The following is a 24293-nucleotide window of genomic DNA, read 5'->3' as shown; positions in this document are numbered from 1 at the left end:
GGTCGCCGGGTCGAGCGTGCTGGTGGTGGCCTTCGTCGCGCTGAACCTGCTCGCCCAGTACTTCGGGAAGCTGCGGGCCACCGGCGGGCTCGACCACTACGCGACGCTGCCGGTGCCGGCCGCCTCGGTGGTGCTGGGGGCGGCCGCCGCGTACGCCTCCTTCACCCTGCCCGGGACGCTCGTCACGGCGGTGTTCGGGGCGGTGATGTTCGGGCTGCCGCTCGGGCAGCTGTGGGTGCTGCTGGCGGTCGTGCCGCTGGCCGGGGCCGCGCTGTCCGGGCTGGGAGCGGCCTGCGGGCTGCTGGCGCCGCGCCAGGAGATCGCGACGATGCTCGGGCAGCTCGGGATGTCGGCGGCCCTGCTGCTGGGCGTGCTGCCGGTGAACCACCTGCCGCAGCCGGTGCAGTGGCTGCGGGACCTGCTGCCGTCCACGTACGGGGTGGACGCCTTCGCGCGGACGTTCGCGCCGGATCCGGACTGGGCGCTGGTGCTCGGGGACCTGGCGGTCTGCGCGGGGGTGGGCGTGGTGTCGCTGGCCGTCGCCACCTGGGCGTACCGGCGGGCGGTCTCGCGGTAGGGCGTTGCGCGTCGGGCCGTCCCGCGGTTGCTGCCCGGTGCGGGCCGGTGCGGGCCGGTGCGGGCCGGTGCGGCGGTCGGTGCGGCGGTCGGTACGGTGGTGGGTCGTTCGAGTGGCCGTCGTGAAACGATGGGGTCCGTGACCGTACCGAACACACCTCCGGATCCCGCCCCCGCCGACGTGCACGGCCCGCACGGCGTGCACGACGCGCGCGATGCGCAGGCGGTGCCGGACGCAGCGTCCGACCCGTTCGCGCCGCCGTACGGGGCCACCGCCCTCGGGCACGGGACGACCCCGCTGGGGCAGCGGCTGCTGCCGGAGGTCCGGGTCGGGGCGGGGATCGTGGTCGCCTGCCTGGTGGCCGGTCTGGTGGTGGCCGGGCTGTGGGCCTGGCTGGCGCCGAAGGTGCCGCTGGTGGTGGACGGGGACCGCATCCTCTACGCCGACCCCGAGGGGGAGCAGCGGGCCGGCGCCGACGCGGTGTTCGTGCTCATCTGCCTGGGGGCGGGGATCCTGACCGCGCTCGGCGCCTTCCTGATCACCCGCAGGCGCGGCGGCGGCATCGCGGTCGCGCTGGGGCTGACCGTCGGCGGGCTGCTCGGGTCGATCGGGGCCTGGCGGATCGGGCGCTGGCTCGGGCCGGGCAACGACCTGATCGGCGAGGCCCGGCGGGTCGGCAACGGCGGGCACTTCGACGCGGGCATCGACCTGGGGGCGCTGGGGGCGCTGCTGGTCTGGCCGATGACGGCGATGGTGGTGCTGCTCCTGCTCTCGGCGGCGTTCGGGAAGCGCGAGGAGGACCCGCCGCCGTACTGGGCGCCGGTGGCGCAGTCGCCGCTGGGGGTGCCTCCGGCGGGGGCGCCGGCGGGTCCGTGGGCCGGGCCGTACCCGGCACCGGGGTCGCAGCCGGGGCCGGGAACGGGGAGCGGTGCGGGGCACTGACGTACGCGTCGTCCCCGGAGCCACCGAGCCCCGGAGCCCCCGCTTTCGCGGGGGAGGGGCTCCGGGGGCGCTCGGCAGGGCCCGGAAGGTGCTCGGCAGCGCTCAGCGGGCGATGGGGGCGGTGCTGGCCCTGGTGAGGCTGACGAGGTCGCCGGGGGCCAGTTCGACTTCGAGGCCGCGGCGGCCCGCCGAGACGTAGACGGTGGGGTGGCCGAGCGCGCTGGCGTCGATGACGGTCCGCAGCGGGCGGCGCTGGCCCAGCGGGGAGATGCCGCCGAGGACGTAGCCGCTGCTGCGCTCGGCGGCGGCCGGGTCGGCCATGGCGGCGCGCTTGCCGCCGACGGCCGCCGCCAGGGCCTTGAGGTCGAGCTGGCCGGCGACCGGGACCACGCCGACGGTGAGGGTGCCGTCCACGTCGGCGACGAGGGTCTTGAAGACCCGCTCGGGGGCGATGCCGAGGACCTCGGCGGCCTCGCCGCCGTAGGAGGCGGCGGCCGGGTCGTGGTCGTAGGCGTGCACGGTGAACGGGACGGCGGCGGCTTCCAGGGCGACGGTGGCGGGCGTGCCCTGGCCGCCCTTCCTGGGCTTCTTGGCCATGTCGGGTCCTCGGGGTCCTCGGTCAGTTGGGGCTGAAGCGCTGGCGGGTGAGGTCGGCGGCGGGCAGCGAGGGCAGCCAGCTGAGGACGGCGCTCTCGCGGCGCAGCAGGTCGAGTTCGGCGCGCAGCCGCTGGGCGTTGTCCGGGCAGGCGAGCAGCTGCTGCTTGACCGGGGTCTCGAACACCGAGGCGGCGGCGACCAGGTAGGAGAGCACCTGCGGGTCGTCCGGGAGCTCCTGGTGGCCGACGGTGCTGGCCTCGCGGGCGCCGGCCAGGCGCTTCTGGTAGACCCGGAACGCCCGCTCGACCTCGGAGGCCAGCGCGCCGGAGCCCTCGCCGGGGCGCTCCTCGATCGGCTCGATCTCACCGGTGAGGTACGGGCCGGAGACGTCCGCCGAGCGCAGCCGGAACCGGGTGGTGCCGGTGACCAGCAGCTCGTAGCGGCCGTCCGGCTGGTGCTCGACCGAGGCGATGTCGGCGACGCAGCCGATGTGGAACATCGCCTCCAAGGGGTCCCCGGTGGCGGTGCCGAGGCCGTCGAGCGGGCCGGCCGGGCCGCCCTCGGGTCTGACCGGGGCGACCTCCCGGCCGTCCCTGATCGCGAGCACGCCGAACCGCCGGGGGGTGTCCTCGGACTGTTCGAGCAGGTCGGCGACGAGACGGCGGTAGCGCTCCTCGAAGACGTTCAGGGGCAGCACCAGGCCCGGGTAGAGCACGGTGTTCAGCGGGAAGAGCGGCAGCCGTTCTGTCACGGCGGACAGCGTAGTTCCCCGGGCGGGGGCCTTGTCGCACGGTCTGCGGGGTCGGCCGGTCGACGAGGCGGCCGCCGACGGGCCGATCGCCGACCGCCGGCCTCCGACGGCCGATCGGCCGACGGACCGGCCGTCGGCCGGCTCAGCCGCGCTGGAGCATCCTGGTGGCGCCGGTGACGACCGTGGAGGCGAGCAGCCACCCGATCACGACCAGCCCGGCGGAGATCCACTGGGCGAGGCCGCCGGGGTTCCAGCCGCCCTGGTTGAGGTCCACGATCGGCAGCAGCTGGTTGAGGGTGTACAGCACCGGGTTCCAGTGCGGACGCTCGTCGGCCTTGAGCGGCGCCAGCGGGTGGGTGGCGAACCAGAGGCTGCCGAGGATCCAGGCGAGCAGCAGCCACAGACCCGCCCGGCCGGGCCGGTAGCCGTAGCCGACGGTGACGTCCTGGACCGCGCCCCAGACCCGGGCGGGCAGCGGCAGGGTGCGCCGGCGTCGGCGCTGCTTGGCGTACAGCACCTCGCGGGCGTCGTCGTCGGCGCCGTCGCGGCGCAGGGCGGCGGCGAGCTGCTCGTAGGACTCCGGCTGGAAGTCCACCGAGGAGCCCTCCAGCCAGGCGATCCGCTGCTGGACGGCGAAGGGGCGGGCCGGGCGCAGGTTCTCGTACACGAAGCCGGTGAGGCGCAGGTGCTTGCCGAGCGGCCACGCCTCCGGGGCGTCGACCAGGTTGCCGACCCGGGCGCGGGAGAGCGAGACGGTGCCGGTGGGGCGGAACTTGCAGGTGAAGCGCAGCTCGGGGGTCTGGATGCGGCTCAGCGCGAGTTCGTCCGTGTCCGCCAGGTGGAACTCGCCGGAGATCAGGCAGGCGCTGTCGAAGCGCGAGTCGGAGAGGCGGACCTGGCCCCAGGCGCGGAACGGGGTGACCGGGCCGTCCGGCGGCGGGTACTCGCCGTAGCCGGAGCCGTAGTAGCCGCGGGAGCCGGACCAGCCGCGGTCGGCGGAGCCGGTCAGGTACAGGGTGTGGCCGACACTGACCCGGACGGCGTTGAAGCAGATGCGGTTCTTCTCCGGGACGGCGCGCAGCTGGGCGCCGCGCAGCGAGAGCCGGCCGCCTATCCGGGCCGTCCTTATGCTCAACTCGCCCGTGGTCTCCAGGCGTTCGGCCTCGAAGTCCTGGTTGACGGTGATCCCGTCGGCGGAGACGGCACGGGCGAAGCGGTCGCCGCCGACCACCGTCTGGTTGAGCAGCAGGTCGGTGCCGATCTTGGAGTCGGTGAGCCGGATGCCCTCGGGGACGCGGCAGCGGGCCAGGTGGAGGTCGCCGGTGGTGGAGAGCCGGGAGGCCTCCAGCCGGGGGATGAGGCAGCCCACGAAGCGCAGCGTCGAGGCCACGGCCTCGGACATCAGGATCTTCTGGTCGAAGCGGCAGCCGTGGACCTCGACGTAGCGGTCGATGTCGGCGCCGGCCAGCTTGAGCGCCCCGGTGACCAGCACGCCGCTGAGCCGCAGCGAGGCGACCCGCCCGGCGGCGGGCTCCGGGCCGGCCAGCAGCAGGTGGGCGAGCACCTCGGCGCGGACGGTGCGCTCGGGGCCCCAGACGGCGTCGCCGAAGGGGTCGTCGGCCTCCGCCTCGCCCGTACGAAGGTCCAGGATCTCGCCCTCGCGGTAGGCCTCCCAGAGCCTCCGCTCGACCCCGTTCCAGCCCTCCGGAGCACGCTCCGCCATGGTTTCCCCCGTCCCCCCGGTCGTCTCGCCCTTCGTATCACGGACTGAAATGCGGGACCAGCGGTTCCGGCCACTCCTTACACTGGGTGGCGTGATCTCTCGAATCGACCTCCGCGGCTCGCTCGACGACCCGCGTGACCTGCTGCCCCGTGCCGAGTTCGACGTCGCGGCCGCCCTGGAGAAGGTGCGGCCGATCGCCGAGGACGTACGCCATCGCGGGGTCGCGGCGCTGATCGAGATCACCGAGCGCTTCGACGGCGTCCGGCTGGAGTCGACCCGGGTCCCGGCCGAGCAGCTGACCGCGGCACTGGAGACGCTGGACCCGAAGGTCCGGGCCGCGCTGGAGGAGTCGATCCGCCGGGCCCGCGCCGTGCACGCGGACCAGCGCCGCACCGGGCACACCACCCAGGTGGTGCCGGGCGGCACGGTCACCCAGCGCTGGGTGCCGGTCGAGCGGGTCGGCCTGTACGTGCCGGGCGGGCTGGCGGTCTACCCGTCCTCCGTGGTGATGAACGTGGTGCCGGCCCAGGCGGCGGGCGTCCGGGGCATCGCCGTCACCTCGCCGCCGCAGAAGGAGTTCGGCGGCCGCGTCCACCCGACCATCCTGGCGGCCTGCGCGCTGCTCGGCGTGGAGGAGGTGTACGCCGTCGGCGGCGCCCAGGCGGTCGCGATGTTCGCCCTCGGCACCGAGGAGTGCGCGCCGGTGAACATGGTCACCGGCCCGGGCAACATCTACGTGGCCGCCGCCAAGCGCTACTTCGCCGGCCGGATCGGCATCGACTCCGAGGCCGGCCCGACCGAGATCGCCGTCCTCGCCGACGACAGCGCGCTGGCGTCCGACGTCGCCGCCGACCTGATCAGCCAGGCCGAGCACGGCCCGACCTCCGGCTCGGTGCTGGTCACCGACTCCCCGGCACTGGCCGACGCGGTCGAGGCCGAGCTGGCCGTGCAGGTCGCGAGGACCAAGCACGGCGAGCGGGTGGCCGAGGCGCTGGGCGGCAGGCAGTCCGGCATCATCCTGGTCGACGACCTGGAGCAGGGTCTCGCCGTGGTCAACGCGTACGCGGCCGAGCACCTGGAGATCCAGACCCGCGACGCCCACGCCGTGGCGGCCCGGGTGGTCAACGCCGGCGCGATCTTCATCGGCCGCTGGACCCCGGTCTCGCTGGGCGACTACGCGGCCGGCTCCAACCACGTGCTGCCGACCGGCGGCTGCGCCTGCCACTCCTCCGGGCTGTCGGTGCAGACCTTCCTGCGCGGCGTCCAGGTCGTCGAGTACGACCGGGAGGCGCTGGCGGACGTCGCCGCGCACGTGGTCACCCTGGCGAACGCCGAGGACCTGCCGGGGCACGGGGACGCGATCAAGGCCCGCTTCGACTGGACGGTTCCCGGCTCGTGACTCCTGAGACTCCTGTGACCCCCGTGCCCGCCGTGACCCCCGAGTCGGCGGCGGCCCGCACGACCCGCATCGACGACCTGCCGGTCCGGGACGAGCTGCGCGGCCAGTCCCCGTACGGCGCGCCGCAGCTGGACGTGCCCGTCCAGCTGAACACCAACGAGAACCCGTACCCGCTGCCCGAGGAACTGGTCGCCCGGATCGCCGAGCGCGTCGCCGAGGCCGCCCGCGGGCTGAACCGCTACCCCGACCGGGACGCGGTCGAGCTGCGCGAGGGCCTCGCCGCGTACCTCGGGAAGACCACCGGCTTCCCCGTCCGGCGTGAGCAGGTGTGGGCGGCCAACGGCTCCAACGAGGTGCTCCAGCAGCTGCTGCAGACCTTCGGCGGCCCCGGCCGCAGCGCGCTCGGCTTCGAGCCCTCGTACTCGATGCACGCGCTGATCTCCCGGGGCACCGGCACGGCCTGGATCTCCGGGCCGCGCAACGAGGACTTCACCATCGACGTGGACGCCGCCGTCGCCGCCATCGCGGAGCACCGGCCGAACGTGGTCTTCGTCTGCTCGCCCAACAACCCGACCGGCACCGCCGTGGACGCCGACACCGTGCTGCGGCTGTACGAGGCCGCGCAGGCCGCCCGGCCCAGCCTGGTGGTGGTGGACGAGGCGTACGTCGAGTTCTCGCACCGCGCCTCGCTGCTGCCGCTGATCGAGGGCCGCCCCAACCTGGTGGTCAGCCGTACCATGTCCAAGGCCTTCGGCGCGGCCGGGCTGCGCCTGGGCTACCTGGCCGCCGACCCGGCCGTGGTGGACGCGGTGCAGCTGGTGCGCCTGCCGTACCACCTGTCGGCCGTCACCCAGGCCACCGCGCTGGCCTGCCTGGAGCACACCGACACCCTGCTGGGGTACGTCGGGCGGCTCAAGGAGGAGCGCGACCGGCTGGTCGACGCGCTGCGGGGAATGGGCCTGGAGGTCACCGACTCGGACGCCAACTTCGTCCAGTTCGGCCGCTTCGCCGACACCCACGCGGTGTGGCAGGCCATCCTCGACCAGGGCGTCCTGGTCCGCGACAACGGCGTCCCCGGGTGGCTGCGCGTCACCGCCGGCACGCCCGCCGAGAACGACGCCTTCCTGGACGCCGTCCGCACTGTGATCAAGGAGCTGTAACCCCCATGTCCCGCATCGGACGCGTCGAGCGCACCACCAAGGAGACCTCGGTCCTGGTCGAGATAGACCTCGACGGCACCGGGAGGACCGACATCTCCACGGGCGTCGGCTTCTACGACCACATGCTCGACCAGCTCGGCCGGCACGGCCTGTTCGACCTCACCGTCAAGACCGACGGCGACCTGCACATCGACACCCACCACACCATCGAGGACACGGCCCTCGCGCTCGGCGCCGCCTTCAAGCAGGCGCTCGGCGACAAGGTGGGCATCTACCGCTTCGGCAACTGCACGGTGCCGCTGGACGAGTCGCTCGCCCAGGTCACCGTGGACCTCTCCGGCCGGCCGTACCTGGTGCACACCGAGCCCGAGGGCATCGCGCCGATGATCGGCTCGTACGACACCACGATGACCCGGCACATCCTGGAGTCCTTCGTGGCCCAGGCGCAGATCGCGCTGCACGTCCACGTGCCGTACGGGCGCAACGCGCACCACATCGTGGAGTGCCAGTTCAAGGCGCTGGCCCGGGCGCTGCGCTACGCCGCCGAGCGCGACCCGCGCGCGGCCGGAATCCTCCCGTCGACCAAGGGTGCGCTGTGAGCAATACCGCGATGATCCTCATCTTCGTCGGCCTCTTCCTGGCCGGCGGAGTCATCTCCTTCTGGAAGCAGAAGCACTCGAAGAGCGTCATCCTGGTGCTCGCCTTCGGCTCCGTGATGTGCCTGGCCTCCGGCCTCCTGCGCCTGTAGACCCGCCGCCCGAGACCCGCCGCCCGCCGCACAGAGACTGGACACCTGAACATGGGCAAGAACGTCGTCGTCCTCGACTACGGCTCCGGCAACCTCCGCTCGGCGCAGCGCGCCCTGGAGCGGACCGGAGCGGACGTCACCGTCAGCTCCGACTACGACACCGCGATGGCCGCGGACGGTCTGCTCGTCCCCGGCGTGGGCGCCTTCGAGGCCTGCATGCGCGGACTGAAGTCCGTCCGCGGGGACTGGATCGTGGGCCGCCGGCTCGCCGGCGGCCGACCCGTCATGGGCATCTGCGTCGGCATGCAGATCCTCTTCGAGAAGGGGGTCGAGCACGGCGTGGAGACGGCCGGCTGCGACGAGTGGCCGGGCACCGTGGAGCCGCTGGACGCCCCCGTCGTCCCGCACATGGGCTGGAACACCGTGGACGCGCCCGCGGAGAGCCGGATGTTCGCCGGCCTCGACCCGCAGACCCGCTTCTACTTCGTGCACTCCTACGGGGTGCGGCACTGGGAACTGGAGGCCCACAGCGCGCGGATCAACCCGCCGCTGGTCACCTGGGCCACCCACGGGCAGCCGTTCGTCGCGGCCGTCGAGAACGGCCCGCTGTGGGCCACCCAGTTCCACCCCGAGAAGTCCGGCGACGCCGGCGCCGCCCTGCTGACCAACTGGGTCAACACCCTCTGACTGTCTGAGAGTTGGATCTGATGAGCCTCGAACTGCTGCCCGCCGTCGACGTCCGGGACGGTCAGGCCGTCCGCCTGGTCAAGGGCGCCTCCGGCACCGAGACCTCCTTCGGCGAGCCGCTCGCCGCCGCCCTCGCCTGGCAGAACGCCGGCGCCGAGTGGCTGCACCTGGTCGACCTGGACGCCGCCTTCGGCACCGGCTCCAACTACGAGCTGCTGCGCGACGTCACCGGCCGGCTGGACATCAAGGTCGAGCTGTCCGGCGGCATCCGCGACGACGAGTCGCTCGCCCGCGCGCTCGCCACCGGCTGCACCCGGGTCAACCTCGGCACCGCCGCCCTGGAAGCCCCGGAGTGGGTCGCCAAGGCCATCGCCGAGCACGGCGACAAGATCGCCGTCGGCCTGGACGTCGTCGGCACCACCCTGCGCGGCCGCGGCTGGACCCGCGACGGCGGCCAGCTCTTCGAGGTGCTGGAGCGCCTCGACCAGGAGGGCTGCGCCCGCTACGTCGTCACCGACGTCAACCGGGACGGCACCCTGACCGGTCCCAACCTCCAGCTGCTGCGCGACGTCTGCGCCGCGACCGCCAAGCCCGTGGTCGCCTCCGGCGGCGTCTCCTCGCTCGACGACCTGCGCGCCATCGCCTCGCTCGTCCGCGAGGGTGTCGAGGGAGCCATCGTGGGCAAGGCACTCTACGAGCAGAAGTTCACCCTCGAAGAGGCCCTGGAGGCGGTTTCAGGATGACGGATGGTCGGATCGTACGCGGCGAGGTCGAACACGGCGCGGTCGGGCACGGCGCGGTCGGGCACGGCGCGGTCGTGCGCGGCCGGGTCGGCGGATTCTCCCCCTGGGAGGACGAGTTCGGTTACTCCCGGGCGGTCGCCGCGGGGGACCACGTGCACGTGGCCGGCTCCACCGCCTGGGTGGACGGCCGGATCGAGCACGAGGGCGACCCGTACCGGCAGACCCTCGCCGCGTTCGGCGTCGGGCTCAAGGCCCTGGCCGCGTACGGTCTGACCATCGACGACGTGGTCCGCACCCGGATGTACATCACCCACGTCCGCGACGCCGAGGAGGTGGGCCGCGCCCACCGCGAACTCTTCGACGCCGCACGCCCGGCGGCCACCATGGTGGTGGTCGAGGGACTCATCGACTCCCGGATGATGGTCGAGATCGAGCTCGACGCCTACCGGTCCGGGCTGGCGAAGACCCTGGAAGCACTGGAAACCCTGGAAGCCCTGGAAGGCGAACAGCCGTGACCCTCGCAGTACGTGTCATCCCCTGCCTGGACGTCGACGCCGGGCGGGTGGTCAAGGGCGTCAACTTCCAGAACCTGCGCGACGCCGGCGACCCGGTCGAGATGGCCAAGCTCTACGACGCCGAAGGCGCCGACGAGCTCACCTTCCTCGACATCACCGCCTCCTCCGGCGACCGGGAGACCACCTACGACGTGGTCCGCCGCACCGCCGAGCAGGTCTTCATCCCGCTGACGGTGGGCGGCGGCATCCGTGCCGTCGAGGACGTCGACAAACTGCTGCGGGCCGGCGCCGACAAGGTCGGCGTCAACACCGCGGCCATCGCCCGGCCCGAGCTGATCCGCGAGATCGCCAAGCGCTTCGGCCGGCAGGTCCTGGTGCTCTCGGTGGACGCCCGGCGCTGCCCGCCCGGGACGGAGACCGAGTCGGGCTACGAGGTCACCACGCACGGCGGGCGGCAGGGCACCGGCCTGGACGCCGTCGAATGGGCGGGCCGCGCCGCCGAGTTGGGCGCGGGCGAGATCCTGCTCAACTCGATGGACGCGGACGGCACCAAGGACGGCTACGACCTGGAGATGATCCGGGCCGTGCGCAAGGCCGTCTCGGTGCCGGTGATCGCCTCCGGCGGGGCGGGCAGGCTCGCCGACTTCGCGCCGGCCGTCGAGGCGGGCGCGGACGCGGTGCTGGCCGCCAGCGTGTTCCACTTCGGGGACCTGCGGATCGGCGACGTCAAGGGCGCGCTGCGCGAGGCCGGGCACCCGGTGCGCTGACGTTCGGCGCGTTCGTTTGCGTGTGCGCCTGGTGTTCGGCGTGTGCGCTGGCGCTCGGCGCGTGCGTTCCGTGCGTGAGGAGGGCCCGCGGTTCCCGGAACCGCGGGCCCTCGCCGCACGCTCAGGACTCCTGGGGCTCGCCCTTGATCAGCGCGAAGGGGGCGCCGTTCGGGTCCGCCAGCCAGGCCAGCCGGCCGACGTTCTCCACGTCCGAGGCCGGCATCAGCACCGAGCCGCCGGCCGCCGTCGCCCTGGCGATCACCGCGTCCACGTCCTCGGCGGCGAAGTACGGCGTCCAGGCGGAGGGCTGCTCCGGGGACATCGTCGGGGCGATGCCGCCGAAGCTGGTGTCCCGCTGGTCGCCCTCGGCGGTGGAGAGCACCCGGTAGGTCATGCCCGGCGACGGCTCGAAGTTCTCCACCCGCCAGCCGAACAGCTGCCGGTAGAAGGCGAAGGCGCCGTCCTGGTCGGAGGTGTGCAGTTCGGCCCAGACCAGGGCGCCCTCCTCCGACACGGCGTCCAGGCCCTTGGTGTTGCCGGCCTGCCAGACGGCGAACCGGGCACCCTGCGGGTCCGAGAACTGTGCCAGCCGGCCCTCCTGCATCACGTCCATCGGCTCGACCAGGACCTTGCCGCCGGCCTGCCGGACGGCATTGGCGGTGGCGTCCGCGTCGGAGCTGCGGAAGTACGTCGTCCAGGTGGACGGGTCACCCTCGTTGAGCGAGCCGATCGCGCCGACGGTCTTCCCGTTCAGCTGGACGAAGCCGTAGCCACCGGTGTCGGGGATCTCCAGGAAGGTCCAGCCGAAGACCGTGTTGTAGAACGCGGCCGTGGCGGGGATGTCCGGGCTGCCCAGGTCGATCCAGCAGGGCGAGCCGATGGGGAAGTCGGTGGTGAGCATGGCGGTGTGCCCTTCGACGGATGGGACGGCCGGGCGGCCCGGGGCGGACCCCGGCCACCTGCGAGTCTGCACCCGGGCACTGACATCCGCAGCCGGGGAAGCCGCCGGGGGGACGGCCGGGGACGGCCGGGGACGGCCTGGGAGACGGCCGGGGCCCGCTGTGAGCCGCGTCACTTCCCCGCTCGCGGTGCAGCAGCGGGCGGACGGGCGCCGTCAGGGGGGTGGAAGAGACGGCGGGAGAGAAAGTGAGGCCACGGGTGAGGCTGCGCAGGGCCAGTCCCGGGATCGACTTCGTCGAGTTCGTGGAACAGCGTGCGGGCGCGCTGTTCCGCACGGCGTACGTGCTCACCGGGGACGCGCACACCGCGGAGGACCTCGTGCAGGAGGCCCTGGAACGGGCCTGCCGACACTGGCGGCGGGTCGCGCGCGCGGAGGTGCCCGAGGCGTACGTGCGCCGGATCCTGGTGAACCTGGCCAACGACCGCTGGCGGCGCCTGCACCGCTCGGGTGAGCGCCCCGCGCCGGAGCCCGTCATCGAGCACCCCGACCCCCGCGACGCCTACCGGTCGGTGGAACTGCGCGCCGAGCTCGTCGCGGCGCTGCACACCCTGCCGATGGGGATGCGCACCGTGGTCGTCCTGTACTACCTCCACGACCTGGGGGACCGGGAGATCGCGCAGACCCTCGACATCTCCCCCGGCGCCGTGCGCTCGCAACTCGCCCGCGGGCTCGCGAAACTGCGGGCCGCGCTGCCCCGGCAGGACGTCCCGTCCGCGTCGTCGACCTCGCGTGAAGGTGCGTGATGATCCGCTTCCCGCCCCAGGACCCCGCTTCCGCCCCCGCCCCCGACCCCGGCTTCGACAAGGAACTCCTCGCCGCCATGACCGCTTTCGCCGACAACACCCCCACCCCCGTGATCGACGCCGCCGGAATCCGGCGCGCGATGCGCCGTCGCACCGCTCTCACCGGGGTCGCGGCGGTGGCGGCGGTGGCCGCCATCGCGACGGGCGCGGCCCTGCTCCTGCCCGGATCGCCGGGCGGCGGCGGCCCGGCGGGGACCGCGCCGGGCCCGGCCGTCCAGTCCGCGCCACCGGCCCCTGCCTCGCCCGCCTCCCCTGCCGCTTCTTCCGCTCCTTCCGCTCCGGTGTCGGCGTCCGCTCCCGCGCCGTCGGCGACCGAAGGCGCCCCTTCCCCCGCCGCCCCGCCCGCGCCCGGCACCGCGACCGTGACCGTCCCCGCGGTCGCCGGCCTGTCCCGGGACGCCGCCACCCGGCTGTTGGACGCGGCCGGGCTGCGCTACGAGGTCCACGAGCTCACCGACTGGAAGGTGCCCGCCGGGTCGGTCGTCAACTCCGAGCCGCAGGTCGGGCGCACCGCGGCGGCGAACAGCGTCGTCCAGCTGTTCGTCTCCAAGGGCCGCCCCGGAAGCTGACCGCCCACCCTCTGCCGAGAGGCCGCACCGACCCTCTGCCGCCGCTACTTCGGGGGCAGCGGAAGGACGTGGCGCAGGGCCTCGACGGCGTCGGAGGCGCCGTCGACGGTGAGGGCGGTCAGGGCCCCGCGGCCGTACGTGAAGAGCACCAGCTCGCCGGGTTCGCCGGTGACGCGGACGGTGGCGGCTCCGGCCGGGCCGACGGTGAGGGAACGGCCGTCCGGGTGGGTGAGTGCCAGGCGGACGGGGGAGCGGCGGCCCGCCTCCAGGCGGGCGATGAGCGGGAGGCGGCGCCAGAGGGCCTCGGCGCGCCCGGGCGGTACGGGCTGAGCGGTCCAGTCCTCGGCCGCCCGTACGACGTCCTCGGCGTGGACGAAGTACTCCACGGTGTTCGCCGCCTCGTCCGCGCCGGGCAGGGCGAACGGGGAGTAGACCGGAGGCCCGGCCCGGAACAGCCGCACCAGTTCCTCGTACGGCCGCTCGGCGTACCCGTCCTGCACCCGCCGCGTCCACCCGGCCAGCGCCCCGACCCGGATGCCGGCCGCCGCGTCGGGCCGGCGCTCCCGGACCACCAGGTGGGCGGCGAGGTCCCGGGTGGTCCACCCGGCGCAGAGCGTGGGCGCGTCCGGCCCGGCGGCGATGAGGAGTTGGGCGAGCCGGTGGCGTTCGGCGAGGGCGTGGTTCGACATGCCGTCAGCCTAGGGGAGCGTCGCGATGCCGGCGCAGAGCAGGCGGACGCTTCGCGCGAACTTCTCGTCCTGGCTGTGGCGGGGTGTGGACGGGTCCATGAGGAGGGGGAACCGTTCGCGCAGTTCGGTGTAGAGCTCGGCGGTGACGGGCGGGGGTGTCGCGGGCTGGTTCTGTTCCTGGAGGACGAAGCCGGTGACGTGACTGAGCAGGGTGTCGGCGGCGATGGCGCAGTGCTCGGCGGGCAGACCGGCGTCCAGGAGGGTGCGCAGGAGGCGTTCCATCAGGGAGAGGGCGCCGGTGCTGAGCATGCCGGGGCTCTCGGCGAGGAGTTGGGCGCCGCCGGGGTGCTGCTTGATGCTCAGGCGCAGGGCGGTGGCCTGGGCCTGTGTGCGGTCCTGCCAGGTGGCGGTGGGCGGGAGGGCGGTGAGGGCTCGGGTGCCGGCGTCGTAGGCCCGGCGGCAGACCCGGTCGGCCATCAGGGCGAGCAGTTCGTCCTTGCCGCGTACGTGGTAGTAGAGGCTGCCCGCGTGGGCGTCGAGCCGGTCGGCGACCTGGCGCATGGACAGGTTCTGGTAGCCGACCTCGGCGAAGACGGCCATGCCCGCGTCGACGATGCGGTCCTTGGTGAGCTTCATGCCCCTCACCGTACAGCGTTTTCCAACACTGTTCGAAAACTGTGCTAGCTTTGCCCCATCAAGTTTTCGAACGGTGTTGGAAAACGCCGGAGCCAGGGGGAGGAGCCGGACATGGGGGCGATCGTCTTCAACGTGACCACGGCCGCACTGATGGTCATGATGGTCAACTGCGGGCTCGGCGTGGTGGGCCGCGACACCCTGCGCGGACGCCCGCTGCCGTGGGCCGCGATCGCCCTGGCCGCGGTCGCCGTCGCGGGCGTGCTGCTCCAACTCCTCTGGTCCGGCGCGATGGACGCGCTGGACGCGGACCCCGCCAAGTCCGGCTGGTGGCGCGAGCTCACCTCGGTGTTCCTGCAGAACGGCGGCCTGTTCGGCGGCCTGTGGAACCTCGTCACCCTCGCCGCCGTCGCCGCGCTCGCCCAGTGGTACTGGGGCGGTCCGCTCACCCTCGGCTTCTTCCTCGCCGGCATCCTGCTGCCCGGCCGCATCGACACCCTGCTCGGCCTCGGCGGCGGCCCCAGCGCCGACCCGCGCAACTTCGCCGGCAGCTCCGGCGCCACCTACTTCCTCGGCGCCACCCTCGCCCTCGCCTTCCTCACCCGCACCCGCCTCCCCAAGGAGATCGCCCTGGCCGCCGGAGTCCCCGCGCTCGGCCTCGCGATGTGGCTCGCCCAGGAGAACGGCCACGGGCTGGTGTCCGTCTACGGCTTCGCCCTCGCGGCGGCCGTCTGGGCCGTCCGCCGCCGCCTGCCCCGCCCGGCCCCCGGCCGGACGGCCTGACCCCGCGACCCGGCGGCGGCAGCGACCTCGACACGGAGCGACGACGGCCCCGACCGGTTCGGTCGGGGCCGTCGTCCGCGCTGGTGGACGGACGGTGGGCAGACGTGGAGCAGGCGGGAACAGGGAGCGGTCGAGGCGGTCCGCCCTTGCCGGACTTTCCGGTCGAGGAATATCGGGGCGACCCGATGGATAGGCTCCCGGGCCATGACCCCAGCCCATCTGGCCGGCCCCCGCCTGGCGCTGCGTGAGATCGAACCCGAGGACACCGACGCCCTCCTGGCGATCTACGGCGACCCCGAGGCCACCCGGCACCTCAGCTTCGAACCCCGGACCCGCGAGCAGGTCGAAGCGATCACCACCCGCTCCATCGACTCCGCGCACGCCACCCCGCGCACCGAGTACTGCCTCGCCGTCACCCGGCGCGGCGATCACCCGTTGATCGGCTACGCGCGCCTGGCCACCGAGCCCCAGCAGGCGGCCACCATCGGCTTCGCCCTCCACCCGGCCGAGTGGGGCAAGGGACTCGGCACGGAGACCGTCCACCTGCTGTGCGACCTCGGCTTCAACGGCCTCGGCCTGCACCGCATCTGGGCCGCCCGCGCCCCGCTCAACGAGGCGTCGGCCCGAACCCTGCTCCGGGCCGGCATGACCGAGGACGGCCGGATCCGCGACCACATCTTCGTCCACGGCGCCTGGCGCGACTCCATCACCTACTCGATCCTGGAACACGAGTGGACGCCGATCGACGGCCTCGACACGGCGAGCGTCACCCGCAGCCCGGATGCGGCGCCCGGCGGCGAGGCCGTGTGGCGACGGTGAAGCCGGACGCGGCTTTGAGTGTTTACATTTCCTTCGGCTTTTTCCGAGGTCCTGCGTGTTGCCCCAGGGTTCGGGAGCCCGGAGGGGTGAGTTCGGCGAACCGGCTGCAGGGGAGGGGGTGGGTGGGCCATCCTCGTGGCCATGACCTCCGAGCAGCCGTCGCCCGCAGCCGGCGCCCGCCCGTCCCGCGGCCTGGTCCTCACCGTTGCCGCCGTGCTGGTCGTCCTGCTCGCGGTGGTGGCCACCGCGGTGCTGTGGCCGGACGACAAGAAGCCGGCCGCCGCGCCGCCGCCCACGCCGACTCCCACGGCCACCCAGACGCCGACACCCACCCCTACGCCCACGCCGCAGCCGCCGTACGCGTTCTTCCCGGTCGGCGCCTGCTTCGACCACCCGCAGCTGAGCCCGGTGATCACCAAGCCCGAGGAACGCCCCTGCGCCGGCGACCACGACGGCGAGGTGATCGCCGACCTCAAGCTCGCGGACGGCATCACCGGCGACATTCCGCTCGCGCTCGCCATGCGGGACGGCTGCAAGGAGGCCGAAGCCGCCGCCAAGGCCCGGCAGGGCGACGGGAAGACCTACTACGGCCGCCAGTTCGGCCCGGCGACCGCCAACTACCAGCAGGGCTGGCGCGACTACACCTGCACCCTGACCGCGAGCAACAAGCAGGGCGGCCCCAAGCTCACCGGGCAGTTGCACCCGTAGCGGTCCCGTCGCCGGCGGCGCTCCGGCGCAGGGAGCGCCGCCCCGCGGGGGAGCCGGGGCGGGCTGACACAATGGTGCTCATGTCCACCACACCCGCCGCCCCCGGCAGCACCGCCCTCGCACCCGAGATCGCCGCGCGGCTCAAGCGCTCCGAGGACGGGCTGGTCCCGGCCATCGCCCAGCAGTACGACACCGGCGAGGTGCTGATGCTCGGCTGGATGGACGACGAGGCGCTGCACCGCACCCTCACCACGGGCCGCTGCACCTACTGGAGCCGCAGCCGCCGTGAGTACTGGGTGAAGGGCGACACCTCGGGCCACGTCCAGGCGGTCAAGTCGGTGGCCCTGGACTGCGACGGCGACACCCTGCTGGTGAAGGTCGACCAGACCGGTGCGGCCTGCCACACCGGCGACCGCACCTGCTTCGACGCCGACGTGCTCCCGCTGTCCTGACCCCACCCCGTCCACAACTCCAGAAGGTGCCGCCCGTCATGGATCTCGAAGCCTTCCGCAAGCTCGCCGTCGACACCCGGGTCATCCCGGTCACCCGCAGGCTCCTCGCGGACGGCCTCACCCCGATCGGCCTCTACCGCAGCCTCGCCGAGGAGCGCCCCGGCACCTTCCTGCTGGAGTCCGCCGAGCAGGGCCGCAGCTGGTCGCGCTACTCCTTCGTGGGGGTGCGCAGCGCCGCCGCGCTCACCGTCGGCCCGGACGGCGGGGCGCGCTGGCTCGGCAGCCCGCCGGTCGGCATCCCCACCGCCGGCGACCCGCTGGAGGTGCTGCGCGCCACCCTGCAGGCCCTGCACACCCCGCGCCGGCAGGACGACGGCCTGCCCCCGCTCACCGGCGGCCTGGTCGGCTACCTCGGCTACGACATCGTCCGCCGGCTGGAGAAGCTGCCCGACCTCAACCCGGACGACCTGGGCCTGCCCGAGCTGACCATGCTGCTCGCCACCGACCTCGCGGTGCTCGACCACGTCGACGGCACGGTGCTGCTGATCGCCAACGCCGTCAACCACAACGACCTGGCCAGCGGCGTGGACGAGGCCTGGGCGGACGCGGTGGCCCGGCTGGACGCGATGGAGGCCGAGCTGTTCAAGCCGGTCGACCCGGGCCTGGCCACCTTCACCCCGGCCGGCCCCGGCGAGGTGCACTCGCCGTTCGGCGGCGAGCCGTACCGGGCCGCGGTGGAGGAGATCAAGGAGCGGATCCGGGCCGGCGAGGCCTTCCAGGTGGTGCCCTCGCAGCGCTTCGAGGCGCCCTGCCCGGCCTCCGCGCTGGACGTCTACCGCGTGCTGCGCACCACCAACCCCAGCCCGTACATGTACCTGTTCCGCTTCCCCGGCCCGGACGGCGGGACCGAGGGCGGCTTCGACGTGGTCGGCTCCAGCCCGGAGGCGCTGGTCAAGGTCAGCGACGGCGAGGCGATGCTGCACCCGATCGCCGGCACCCGGCACCGCGGCGCCACCCCGCACGAGGACGCGGAGCTGGCCGCCGAGCTGCTCGCCGACCCCAAGGAGCGGGCCGAGCACCTGATGCTGGTGGACCTCGGCCGCAACGACCTCGGCCGGGTCTGCGAGCCGGGCAGCGTCGAGGTGGTCGACTTCATGCACATCGAGCGCTACAGCCACGTGATGCACATCGTCTCGACGGTGACCGGCAAGGTCGCCCCGGGGCGCACCGCCTTCGACGTGCTGACCGCCTGCTTCCCGGCCGGCACCCTCTCCGGCGCGCCCAAGCCCCGGGCGATGCGGATCATCGAGGAGCTGGAGCCCACCCGCCGCGGCCTGTACGGCGGCTGCGTCGGCTACCTGGACTTCGCCGGGGACTCGGACACCGCGATCGCGATCCGCACCGCCGTGCTGCGCGGCGGCACCGCGTACGTGCAGGCCGGCGCGGGCGTGGTCGCCGACTCCGACCCGCACGGCGAGGACACCGAGTGCCGGAACAAGGCGGCCGCCGTGCTGCGGGCCGTCGCCACCGCCAATACGCTGCGGAGGCCGGAACTGTCCTGAGGTGCGAGGAGGCGGCCGGGATGCCCGAGGTGCCGTACGACGAGCTGCGCTGGGCGGTCGTGCTCGGTGCCGCCGGACAGCTCGGCGAGCAGCCGGCGGGCCACGGGCGGGTGCTCTCCGGGGTGGCGGTCGACTTCCCGGGGGCACCCGGCGCTCCCGCTCCCGCTCCCGTTCCCGCACCGGGGTCCGGTTCCGCACCCGCTCCGGGGTCCGGTTCCGTACCCGAACCCGGCACGGTGCTCGCCCCGGACCTGGCCGTGCTCGCCCGGGACGCGGTGCGGGGCGGGCGGGGCCGGTTCGCCGCGGCCGGGGTCGAGGCGGTGCTGGAGGTGGCCCGGCCGGGCCTGGCGGAGGCGGCGAGGGCGTACGCGCGCAGCGGCGTGCCGTTGTACGTGGTGGTCGATCCGGTGGCGGCGGTCTGCACCGTGCACACCGCGCCGTCCCCCGAGGGGGTGTACCGGGAGGCGGAGCGGGTGCCGTTCGGCAACGACCTGTTCCTGCCGCTCGGCGGCCGGACGGTGGTGCTGCGGACGGACGACTTCCCCACGCCGTCCGCGACGCCGTGACCCACCCCGTTCCCGCCCCGTTCCCCGGCCCGTTCCCCACCCCGGGTACGGACCAGGGCGTCGGCCGGGGGATAGTGGACGGGTGACTGAGCAGACCCCCGCCCCCGCCAAGCCCGGCCGCCGCACCCTCGGCGTGATGCTGCTGCTGACCGTGCTGAGTGCCGTGCTGGTGCTGACCGCGGTCGGGCGGACCTGGGCCGAGGGCCGGGCCGGCACCCTGGACGTGTCCGTCAGCGGCGGAAAGATCTCCGAACTGCCCGGCGGGCTGGCCCTGGTGGGCCTCGCCGCGGCCGTCGCGGTGTTCGCGGTGCGCGGCGTCGGACGGCTGGCGGTCGGCGCGCTGACGCTGCTGGCCGGGCTGGGCGTGGCCGCCGCCTCGGTGGCCGGTGCGGGTGACACCGCCGCGCTGGACACCGAGGCCGCCCGCAAGCTGGCGCTGACCGGCTCGGCGGCCACCGAGGTCTCGCACACCGCCTGGCCCTGGGTCGCGCTGGTGGGCGGGCTGCTGCTCGTCCTGGCCGGACTGCTCACCCTGCGCTACGGCCGGGGCTGGCCCGCGATGGGCAGCCGCTACGAGGCGCCGACCCGCAAGGCCCCGGCGAAGACCGACACGCCGGGGGACCTGTGGAAGGCCCTGGACCGGGGCGAGGACCCGACCGCGGTGTGAGCTGCGCGCATGTGACGCGATAGACCCGCCACCCGCTTTGGGCCACCGGTGTGTGGCCCGGCACAATGGAACCCGTCAACCCGCCGGCGGCCCCGCAGGCCCGGCCGGGCCCCGAGAGCCAAGGAGCACCACTCAGATGGCAGCAGCAGCACACGGCCACACCCCCGCCGCCTGGACCGGCGTCGTCATCTCCTTCGTCGGCTTCGGCGTCGCGGGCGTCGCGATGATCCTGCCGTCGGTGCTGCTCGTCTGGGTCGGCCTGGCGGTCGTCCTGGCCGGCGGCGTGGTCGGCAAGGCCATGTCCATCGCGGGCATGGGCCAGCAGGCCAGCACCAACGTCTACAAGTCGGCCGAGGAGCAGGTCGCGGCCCGCGAGGCCCGCGTCGCCGTCGCCGCCTGACGACGGGTTCGTCGCACCACACGTTTGTCGTACATCGGAACGGCGGGCGCGCCACGCCCGCCGTTTCGTCGCGTCCGGGCCCGACCCGGGCAGAATCGGGGCGTGACCTCCGCCCCCACCGCTTCCGCCCCGCCGCCCGTGCTGCGCCGGCTGAGCCCGCCGCTGACCGCGCTGGCGGCGGTGGCCGTCCCCACCGCCTACGTCGCCGTGGTGGACCCGAACACCCCCGGGCACTACCCCGACTGCCCTTTCCTGACCGCCACCGGCTGGTGGTGCCCCGGCTGCGGGGGGCTGCGCTGCGTCCACGCGCTGACCCACGGGGACCTCACCGGCGCCCTGCACGACAACGCCGTCGCCGTCCTGCTGTTCGGGGTGCTGGCGGTGCTCTGGCTGCGCTGGGGCTGGGCCGCGCTGACCGGCGGGCCGCCGCCCAGGACCACCGTCGGGGCCCGGCGCTGGGTGCTGATCGCGCTGCTGGTGCTGGTGTTCACCGTGGTGCGGAACTCGTCGGTCGGCGCCGGGCTGGCACCGCCGCTGGTGTGATCGAGCCGTCGAGCCGTCGAGCCGTAGAGCCGGCCCGTCAACCGCCGTTCCCGGCCACCGGTCGGCTCCGGCCGGAAGAGCGTCCTAAACCGGTGCGAAGTCCGTCCGAAAACCGGTGGGGGGCCGGTGAAGCCGCAGCTGGGGACCGCCGTTGCGGGCGTCCGGTCCGCGAGACGTGGTTCGAACCGATGCGCCCCCCGCCCCCGGGTGCCGATACCATCGAAGTGCCGGTGGGCCGTCGCCCGCCGACTCGCGCCGACCAACTGGCAGAAAAGATGGGGGCTCCTGAGTGAGTGTGCTCGACTCGATCATCGAAGGGGTCCGCGAGGACCTCGCCGAGCGACAGGCCCGGGTCTCCCTGGACGAGCTCAAGGAGCTCGCCGCCAGGGCACCGGAGGCCAAGGACGGCGTCGCCGCCCTCAAGGGCGACGGGGTCCGGGTGATCTGCGAGGTGAAGCGCTCCAGCCCGTCCAAGGGCGCCCTGGCCTCGATCGCCGATCCGGCCGCCCTGGCGGTCGACTACGCGGCCGGCGGTGCCGCCGCGATCAGCGTGCTGACCGAGCAGCGCCGCTTCGGCGGGTCGCTGGCCGACCTGGACGCCGTCCGCGCCGCGGTGGAGACCCCGCTGCTGCGCAAGGACTTCATCGTCACCGCCTACCAGCTGTGGGAGGCCCGTGCGCACGGCGCCGACCTCGCGCTGCTGATCGTCGCGGCCCTCGACCAGCCGGCCCTGGTGTCGCTGATCGAGCGCGCCGAGTCGATCGGCCTCACCCCGCTGGTCGAGGTGCACGACGAGGAGGAGATCAAGCGCGCGGTGGACGCCGGCGCCCGGATCATCGGCGTCAACGCCCGCAACCTCAAGACGCTCGAAGTGGACCGCAACACCTTCGAGAACGTCGCCCACGCCATCCCGGACGGTATCGTCAAGATCGCCGAGTCCGGCGTGCGCGGCCCGCTGGACGTGATCAACTACGCCAACCTCGGCGCCGACGCGGTACTCGTCGGCGAAACCCTGGTGACCGGCAAGGACCCGCGTGCCGCGGTCGCCGACCTGGTCGCCGCCGGGGCCCACCCCGCCGTCCGGCACAAGGACTGACACCCATCCCATGAAGATCGCCGCCCGACTCGCCCCCGGTTGCCGCCCGCGCGGCTGCCGCGCACCCGCACGCCGGGTGCTGGGGCGTCGGGTGCGGTACGTCATCGGGTGCGAGCCCGGGCAGGTGCCGGGGCGGCGATGGCGCGTGACGTCCGGCTGAATCCGGTCCGGCCGACCTCCGGCCGGGAAGACGTCATCGTCGTCCATCTCCGTTCAAGGGAAACCACCATGTCCGAAAAGGACTACCTGCCCGGCGCCCAGGTGCCGGACGCGCGCGGCTACTTCGGCGCGTACGGCGGCCGCTTCATCCCCGAGGCGCTGGTCGCCGCGGTCGAGCAGGTCGCCGAGGAGTACGAGAAGGCCAAGGCCGACCCGGCCTTCGCCGCCGAGCTCGACGCGCTGCTCAAGGACTACACCGGGCGCCCGAGCCCGCTGACCGACGTGCACCGCTTCTCCGCCGAGGCGGGCGGCGCGCGCGTCCTGCTCAAGCGCGAGGACCTCAACCACACCGGCTCACACAAGATCAACAATGTGCTGGGCCAGGCGCTGCTCACCAGGCGGATGGGCAAGACCCGGATCATCGCCGAGACCGGCGCCGGCCAGCACGGCGTGGCCACCGCGACCGCCTGCGCCCTGTTCGGCTTCGACTGCACCATCTACATGGGTGAGGTGGACACCGAGCGCCAGGCGCTCAACGTCGCCCGGATGCGGATGCTCGGCGCCGAGGTGGTGGCCGTCAAGTCCGGCAGCCGCACGCTCAAGGACGCCATCAACGAGGCGTTCCGGGACTGGGTCGCCAACGTCGACTCCACCCACTACCTGTTCGGCACCGTCGCCGGGCCGCACCCGTTCCCGATGATGGTCCGGGACTTCCACCGGATCATCGGCGTCGAGGCGCGGCAGCAGGTGCTCGACCGGACCGGCCGGCTGCCGGACGCGGTCGTGGCCTGCGTCGGCGGCGGCTCCAACGCGATGGGGATCTTCCACGAGTTCATCCCGGACGCCGGGGTGCGCCTGATCGGCTGCGAGGCGGCGGGCGAGGGCGCCGAGACGCCCCGGCACGCGGCCACCCTCACCAAGGGCGACCCGGGGGTGCTGCACGGCTCCCGGACGTACGTCCTCCAGGACGAGGACGGGCAGACCGTCGAGTCGCACTCGATCTCGGCGGGGCTGGACTACCCGGGGGTCGGGCCGGAGCACGCCTGGCTGAAGGACACCGGGCGGGCGGAGTACCGGCCGGTCACGGACGACGCCGCGATGCAGGCGCTGCGGCTGCTGTCCCGCACCGAGGGGATCATCCCGGCCATCGAGAGCGCCCACGCGCTCGCCGGGGCGCTGGAGCTGGGGCGCGAGCTCGGGCCGGAGGCGACCATCCTGGTCTCGCTGTCGGGGCGCGGGGACAAGGACATGCACACCGCGGCCGAGTACTTCGGCCTGTACGACGAGCAGGCCGGCGGCGCGGGCGACGGCGCCGCCGAGGGGGGTAAGTGATCATGACTTCCAAGCTGAGCGCCGGCAAGCTGAGCGGTGTCCTGGCGGCCGCCAAGGCCGAGGACCGGGCCGCGCTGATCGGGTACCTGCCGGCCGGGTTCCCGACCGTGGACGGCGGCATCCGGGCGGTCAACGCGCTCATCGAGGGCGGCTGCGACGTGGTCGAGGTCGGGCTGCCGCACTCCGACCCGGTGCTGGACGGCGCGGTCATCCAGACCGCCGACGACATCGCGCTGCGGGGCGGCGTGCGGATCAAGGACGTGCTGCGGACCGTCCAGGAGGTCGCCTCGGCGCACCCCGAGGCCGCGGTGCTCGTGATGACGTACTGGAACCCGGTCGACCGCTACGGCGTGGCGCGGTTCGCGGCGGACCTGGCGGCCGCCGGCGGCGCCGGGTGCATCCTGCCGGACCTGCCGGTGGAGGAGTCCGAGGAGTGGCGCAAGGCGGCGGACGAGCACGGGCTGGACACCGTGTTCGTGGTCGCCCCCAGCAGCAAGGACGCGCGGCTGGCGGAGGTCACGGCGGCCGGGAGCGGGTTCGTGTACGCGGCCGCGGTGATGGGCGTGACCGGGACGCGGTCGGCCGTCGGGTCGATGGCCGAGGACCTGGTCGCCCGGACCCGGGCGACGACGGACCTGCCGGTCTGCGTCGGGCTCGGGGTGTCGGACGCGGTGCAGGCGGCCGAGGTCGCCCGGTTCGCGGACGGCGTGATCGTCGGGTCGGCGTTCGTGAAGCGGATCCTGGCCGCGGGCGAGGACGAGGCGGCGGCGCTGGACGCGGTGCGGGCCCTCGCCGGAGAGCTGGCGCAGGGCGTCCGCAGGAGCTGACGCGGTAGGAACATCCGGCCGACGGCCCGCCACTCCCCCGGGGGTGGGGGGGCGGGGGGGTTTGGCGGGGGGGGGGGCAGGGGGCGCGGCGCCACCCCCCCCGCCCGGCCGACAG

31 protein-coding genes are annotated in these 24293 nt (G+C 74.0%); 25 read left to right on the top strand and 6 right to left on the bottom strand.

The window, feature by feature from the left end; translation table 11 throughout:
• The coding region (locus ACWGKU_RS32140) for an ABC transporter permease (RefSeq protein ID WP_452191655.1) at window positions 1-577 on the top strand (577 nt) is incomplete at its 5' end.
• A 138-nt stretch (window positions 578-715) separates the two neighbouring features.
• On the top strand, window positions 716-1519 hold the full coding sequence (locus ACWGKU_RS32135) for a hypothetical protein (protein WP_452178449.1): 804 nt from the start codon (window positions 716-718) through the stop codon (window positions 1517-1519).
• A gap of 102 nt (window positions 1520-1621) precedes the next feature.
• Here the strand turns inward: ACWGKU_RS32135 and ybaK are convergent, their stop codons facing one another.
• From ybaK to ACWGKU_RS32120, 3 genes are all read right to left on the bottom strand, one after another.
• Window positions 1622-2116 carry a Cys-tRNA(Pro) deacylase gene (gene ybaK, locus ACWGKU_RS32130; protein WP_401053545.1) on the bottom strand — a complete coding sequence of 165 codons (495 nt, stop codon included), beginning with the start codon at window positions 2114-2116 and terminating at the stop codon, window positions 1622-1624.
• 22 nt (window positions 2117-2138) lie between these two features.
• Window positions 2139-2867 carry an LON peptidase substrate-binding domain-containing protein gene (locus tag ACWGKU_RS32125; protein ID WP_380548708.1) on the bottom strand — a complete coding sequence of 243 codons (729 nt, stop codon included), beginning with the start codon at window positions 2865-2867 and terminating at the stop codon, window positions 2139-2141.
• A 142-nt stretch (window positions 2868-3009) separates the two neighbouring features.
• Window positions 3010-4590, bottom strand: a complete 1581-nt coding sequence (locus ACWGKU_RS32120; RefSeq protein WP_401053547.1) for an oxidoreductase — start codon at window positions 4588-4590, stop codon at window positions 3010-3012.
• Window positions 4591-4681: 91 nt separating this feature from the next.
• Between ACWGKU_RS32120 and hisD the strand changes: the two genes are divergently transcribed.
• From hisD to hisF, 8 genes are read left to right on the top strand one after another with little or no spacing between them, the layout of a single operon-like run.
• Window positions 4682-5989, top strand: coding sequence for a histidinol dehydrogenase (gene hisD, locus ACWGKU_RS32115; protein ID WP_387693445.1), 1308 nt, complete (start codon window positions 4682-4684; stop codon window positions 5987-5989).
• A gap of 23 nt (window positions 5990-6012) precedes the next feature.
• Window positions 6013-7149, top strand: coding sequence for a histidinol-phosphate transaminase (locus tag ACWGKU_RS32110; protein ID WP_452178448.1), 1137 nt, complete (start codon window positions 6013-6015; stop codon window positions 7147-7149).
• 5 nt (window positions 7150-7154) lie between these two features.
• Window positions 7155-7748, top strand: coding sequence for an imidazoleglycerol-phosphate dehydratase HisB (hisB, locus tag ACWGKU_RS32105; protein WP_049650368.1), 594 nt, complete (start codon window positions 7155-7157; stop codon window positions 7746-7748).
• A complete protein-coding gene (locus tag ACWGKU_RS32100; RefSeq protein ID WP_359908297.1) occupies window positions 7745-7897 on the top strand; it encodes a hypothetical protein in 153 nt (50 codons plus the stop codon). The genes hisB and ACWGKU_RS32100 overlap by 4 nt, the downstream gene beginning before the upstream one ends.
• 51 nt (window positions 7898-7948) lie before the next feature.
• On the top strand, window positions 7949-8584 hold the full coding sequence (gene hisH, locus ACWGKU_RS32095) for an imidazole glycerol phosphate synthase subunit HisH (protein ID WP_359908295.1): 636 nt from the start codon (window positions 7949-7951) through the stop codon (window positions 8582-8584).
• Between the two features lie 20 nt (window positions 8585-8604).
• Window positions 8605-9327 carry a bifunctional 1-(5-phosphoribosyl)-5-((5-phosphoribosylamino)methylideneamino)imidazole-4-carboxamide isomerase/phosphoribosylanthranilate isomerase PriA gene (priA, locus tag ACWGKU_RS32090; RefSeq protein WP_401050672.1) on the top strand — a complete coding sequence of 241 codons (723 nt, stop codon included), beginning with the start codon at window positions 8605-8607 and terminating at the stop codon, window positions 9325-9327.
• The gene (locus tag ACWGKU_RS32085) at window positions 9324-9842 is read left to right on the top strand and encodes a RidA family protein (RefSeq protein WP_452178447.1); all 519 of its coding nucleotides are present in this window, start codon (window positions 9324-9326) and stop codon (window positions 9840-9842) included. Before priA ends, ACWGKU_RS32085 begins: the two co-directional genes overlap by 4 nt.
• Entirely contained in the window at window positions 9839-10609 is a 771-nt protein-coding gene (gene hisF, locus ACWGKU_RS32080) for an imidazole glycerol phosphate synthase subunit HisF (RefSeq protein ID WP_359908289.1), read from the top strand. The genes ACWGKU_RS32085 and hisF overlap by 4 nt, the downstream gene beginning before the upstream one ends.
• A gap of 121 nt (window positions 10610-10730) precedes the next feature.
• Here the strand turns inward: hisF and ACWGKU_RS32075 are convergent, their stop codons facing one another.
• The gene (locus ACWGKU_RS32075; protein WP_401050667.1) at window positions 10731-11510 is read right to left on the bottom strand and encodes a VOC family protein; all 780 of its coding nucleotides are present in this window, start codon (window positions 11508-11510) and stop codon (window positions 10731-10733) included.
• Between the two features lie 257 nt (window positions 11511-11767).
• On the opposite strand from ACWGKU_RS32075, the gene ACWGKU_RS32070 reads away from it, so the two are divergent.
• The gene (locus ACWGKU_RS32070; RefSeq protein ID WP_401050665.1) at window positions 11768-12313 is read left to right on the top strand and encodes a SigE family RNA polymerase sigma factor; all 546 of its coding nucleotides are present in this window, start codon (window positions 11768-11770) and stop codon (window positions 12311-12313) included.
• Window positions 12313-12942, top strand: a complete 630-nt coding sequence (locus ACWGKU_RS32065) for a PASTA domain-containing protein (protein ID WP_452178446.1) — start codon at window positions 12313-12315, stop codon at window positions 12940-12942. Before ACWGKU_RS32070 ends, ACWGKU_RS32065 begins: the two co-directional genes overlap by 1 nt.
• A 44-nt stretch (window positions 12943-12986) precedes the next feature.
• Here the strand turns inward: ACWGKU_RS32065 and ACWGKU_RS32060 are convergent, their stop codons facing one another.
• On the bottom strand, window positions 12987-13631 hold the full coding sequence (locus tag ACWGKU_RS32060) for a TIGR03085 family metal-binding protein (protein ID WP_452178445.1): 645 nt from the start codon (window positions 13629-13631) through the stop codon (window positions 12987-12989).
• 9 nt (window positions 13632-13640) lie between these two features.
• Entirely contained in the window at window positions 13641-14267 is a 627-nt protein-coding gene (locus ACWGKU_RS32055) for a TetR/AcrR family transcriptional regulator (RefSeq protein WP_452178444.1), read from the bottom strand.
• Window positions 14268-14378: 111 nt separating this feature from the next.
• Here ACWGKU_RS32055 and ACWGKU_RS32050 point away from each other — a divergent pair, with 111 nt between their 5' ends.
• The 13 genes from ACWGKU_RS32050 to trpA all read left to right on the top strand — a co-directional run bounded on the left by ACWGKU_RS32050 (window position 14379) and on the right by trpA (window position 24178).
• Window positions 14379-15047, top strand: a complete 669-nt coding sequence (locus tag ACWGKU_RS32050) for a hypothetical protein (protein ID WP_452178443.1) — start codon at window positions 14379-14381, stop codon at window positions 15045-15047.
• A 204-nt stretch (window positions 15048-15251) separates the two neighbouring features.
• The gene (locus tag ACWGKU_RS32045; protein WP_452178442.1) at window positions 15252-15866 is read left to right on the top strand and encodes a GNAT family N-acetyltransferase; all 615 of its coding nucleotides are present in this window, start codon (window positions 15252-15254) and stop codon (window positions 15864-15866) included.
• A 141-nt stretch (window positions 15867-16007) separates the two neighbouring features.
• A complete protein-coding gene (locus tag ACWGKU_RS32040) occupies window positions 16008-16574 on the top strand; it encodes a hypothetical protein (RefSeq protein ID WP_452178440.1) in 567 nt (188 codons plus the stop codon).
• An 80-nt stretch (window positions 16575-16654) separates the two neighbouring features.
• Window positions 16655-17026, top strand: coding sequence for a phosphoribosyl-AMP cyclohydrolase (gene hisI / locus ACWGKU_RS32035; RefSeq protein ID WP_359910212.1), 372 nt, complete (start codon window positions 16655-16657; stop codon window positions 17024-17026).
• Window positions 17027-17064: 38 nt separating this feature from the next.
• Window positions 17065-18588, top strand: coding sequence for an anthranilate synthase component I (locus ACWGKU_RS32030; RefSeq protein ID WP_387693428.1), 1524 nt, complete (start codon window positions 17065-17067; stop codon window positions 18586-18588).
• Window positions 18589-18608: 20 nt separating this feature from the next.
• Window positions 18609-19154: a Uma2 family endonuclease gene (locus tag ACWGKU_RS32025; RefSeq protein WP_452178438.1), complete on the top strand. Its 546-nt coding sequence runs from the start codon at window positions 18609-18611 to the stop codon at window positions 19152-19154.
• A gap of 82 nt (window positions 19155-19236) precedes the next feature.
• Window positions 19237-19821: a TIGR02234 family membrane protein gene (locus ACWGKU_RS32020; RefSeq protein ID WP_380354812.1), complete on the top strand. Its 585-nt coding sequence runs from the start codon at window positions 19237-19239 to the stop codon at window positions 19819-19821.
• A gap of 136 nt (window positions 19822-19957) precedes the next feature.
• Window positions 19958-20221 (top strand): HGxxPAAW family protein, encoded by a 264-nt coding sequence (locus ACWGKU_RS32015; RefSeq protein ID WP_401052834.1) that lies wholly within the window; start codon window positions 19958-19960, stop codon window positions 20219-20221.
• Window positions 20222-20323: 102 nt separating this feature from the next.
• Entirely contained in the window at window positions 20324-20764 is a 441-nt protein-coding gene (locus ACWGKU_RS32010; protein ID WP_401052831.1) for a DUF2752 domain-containing protein, read from the top strand.
• Between the two features lie 289 nt (window positions 20765-21053).
• On the top strand, window positions 21054-21860 hold the full coding sequence (trpC, locus tag ACWGKU_RS32005; protein WP_452178437.1) for an indole-3-glycerol phosphate synthase TrpC: 807 nt from the start codon (window positions 21054-21056) through the stop codon (window positions 21858-21860).
• 10 nt (window positions 21861-21870) lie between these two features.
• Complete coding sequence (gene trpM / locus ACWGKU_RS32000) at window positions 21871-22020, top strand: tryptophan biosynthesis modulator TrpM (RefSeq protein WP_188296911.1); 150 nt, start codon at window positions 21871-21873, stop codon at window positions 22018-22020.
• A 68-nt stretch (window positions 22021-22088) separates the two neighbouring features.
• On the top strand, window positions 22089-23351 hold the full coding sequence (gene trpB, locus ACWGKU_RS31995; protein WP_380546877.1) for a tryptophan synthase subunit beta: 1263 nt from the start codon (window positions 22089-22091) through the stop codon (window positions 23349-23351).
• Window positions 23352-23353: 2 nt separating this feature from the next.
• Window positions 23354-24178 (top strand): tryptophan synthase subunit alpha, encoded by an 825-nt coding sequence (gene trpA / locus ACWGKU_RS31990; protein WP_452178436.1) that lies wholly within the window; start codon window positions 23354-23356, stop codon window positions 24176-24178.
• Window positions 24179-24293: the final 115 nt, after the last annotated feature.

Source organism: Kitasatospora sp. NPDC054768, assembly GCF_053612025.1.
This window is presented reverse-complemented; position numbering and strand designations above follow the sequence as displayed.

Excerpts from the sequence above, each read along its gene's own strand:
- hisI (WP_359910212.1), top strand. The coding sequence starts at position 16,655 with ATGTCCACCACACCCGCCGCCCCCGGCAGCACCGCCCTCGCACCCGAG.
- ACWGKU_RS32045 (WP_452178442.1), top strand. The coding sequence starts at position 15,252 with ATGACCCCAGCCCATCTGGCCGGCCCCCGCCTGGCGCTGCGTGAGATC.
- trpA (WP_452178436.1), top strand. The coding sequence starts at position 23,354 with ATGACTTCCAAGCTGAGCGCCGGCAAGCTGAGCGGTGTCCTGGCGGCC.
- ACWGKU_RS32120 (WP_401053547.1), bottom strand. The coding sequence starts at position 4,590 with ATGGCGGAGCGTGCTCCGGAGGGCTGGAACGGGGTCGAGCGGAGGCTC.
- ACWGKU_RS32040 (WP_452178440.1), top strand. The coding sequence starts at position 16,008 with ATGACCTCCGAGCAGCCGTCGCCCGCAGCCGGCGCCCGCCCGTCCCGC.
- ybaK (WP_401053545.1), bottom strand. The coding sequence starts at position 2,116 with ATGGCCAAGAAGCCCAGGAAGGGCGGCCAGGGCACGCCCGCCACCGTC.
- ACWGKU_RS32075 (WP_401050667.1), bottom strand. The coding sequence starts at position 11,510 with ATGCTCACCACCGACTTCCCCATCGGCTCGCCCTGCTGGATCGACCTG.
- ACWGKU_RS32055 (WP_452178444.1), bottom strand. The coding sequence starts at position 14,267 with ATGAAGCTCACCAAGGACCGCATCGTCGACGCGGGCATGGCCGTCTTC.
- hisH (WP_359908295.1), top strand. The coding sequence starts at position 7,949 with ATGGGCAAGAACGTCGTCGTCCTCGACTACGGCTCCGGCAACCTCCGC.
- trpM (WP_188296911.1), top strand. The coding sequence starts at position 21,871 with ATGAAGATCGCCGCCCGACTCGCCCCCGGTTGCCGCCCGCGCGGCTGC.
- ACWGKU_RS32015 (WP_401052834.1), top strand. The coding sequence starts at position 19,958 with ATGGCAGCAGCAGCACACGGCCACACCCCCGCCGCCTGGACCGGCGTC.
- ACWGKU_RS32060 (WP_452178445.1), bottom strand. The coding sequence starts at position 13,631 with ATGTCGAACCACGCCCTCGCCGAACGCCACCGGCTCGCCCAACTCCTC.
- hisB (WP_049650368.1), top strand. The coding sequence starts at position 7,155 with ATGTCCCGCATCGGACGCGTCGAGCGCACCACCAAGGAGACCTCGGTC.
- ACWGKU_RS32065 (WP_452178446.1), top strand. The coding sequence starts at position 12,313 with ATGATCCGCTTCCCGCCCCAGGACCCCGCTTCCGCCCCCGCCCCCGAC.
- priA (WP_401050672.1), top strand. The coding sequence starts at position 8,605 with ATGAGCCTCGAACTGCTGCCCGCCGTCGACGTCCGGGACGGTCAGGCC.
- ACWGKU_RS32085 (WP_452178447.1), top strand. The coding sequence starts at position 9,324 with ATGACGGATGGTCGGATCGTACGCGGCGAGGTCGAACACGGCGCGGTC.
- ACWGKU_RS32025 (WP_452178438.1), top strand. The coding sequence starts at position 18,609 with ATGCCCGAGGTGCCGTACGACGAGCTGCGCTGGGCGGTCGTGCTCGGT.
- ACWGKU_RS32030 (WP_387693428.1), top strand. The coding sequence starts at position 17,065 with ATGGATCTCGAAGCCTTCCGCAAGCTCGCCGTCGACACCCGGGTCATC.
- ACWGKU_RS32050 (WP_452178443.1), top strand. The coding sequence starts at position 14,379 with ATGGGGGCGATCGTCTTCAACGTGACCACGGCCGCACTGATGGTCATG.
- trpB (WP_380546877.1), top strand. The coding sequence starts at position 22,089 with ATGTCCGAAAAGGACTACCTGCCCGGCGCCCAGGTGCCGGACGCGCGC.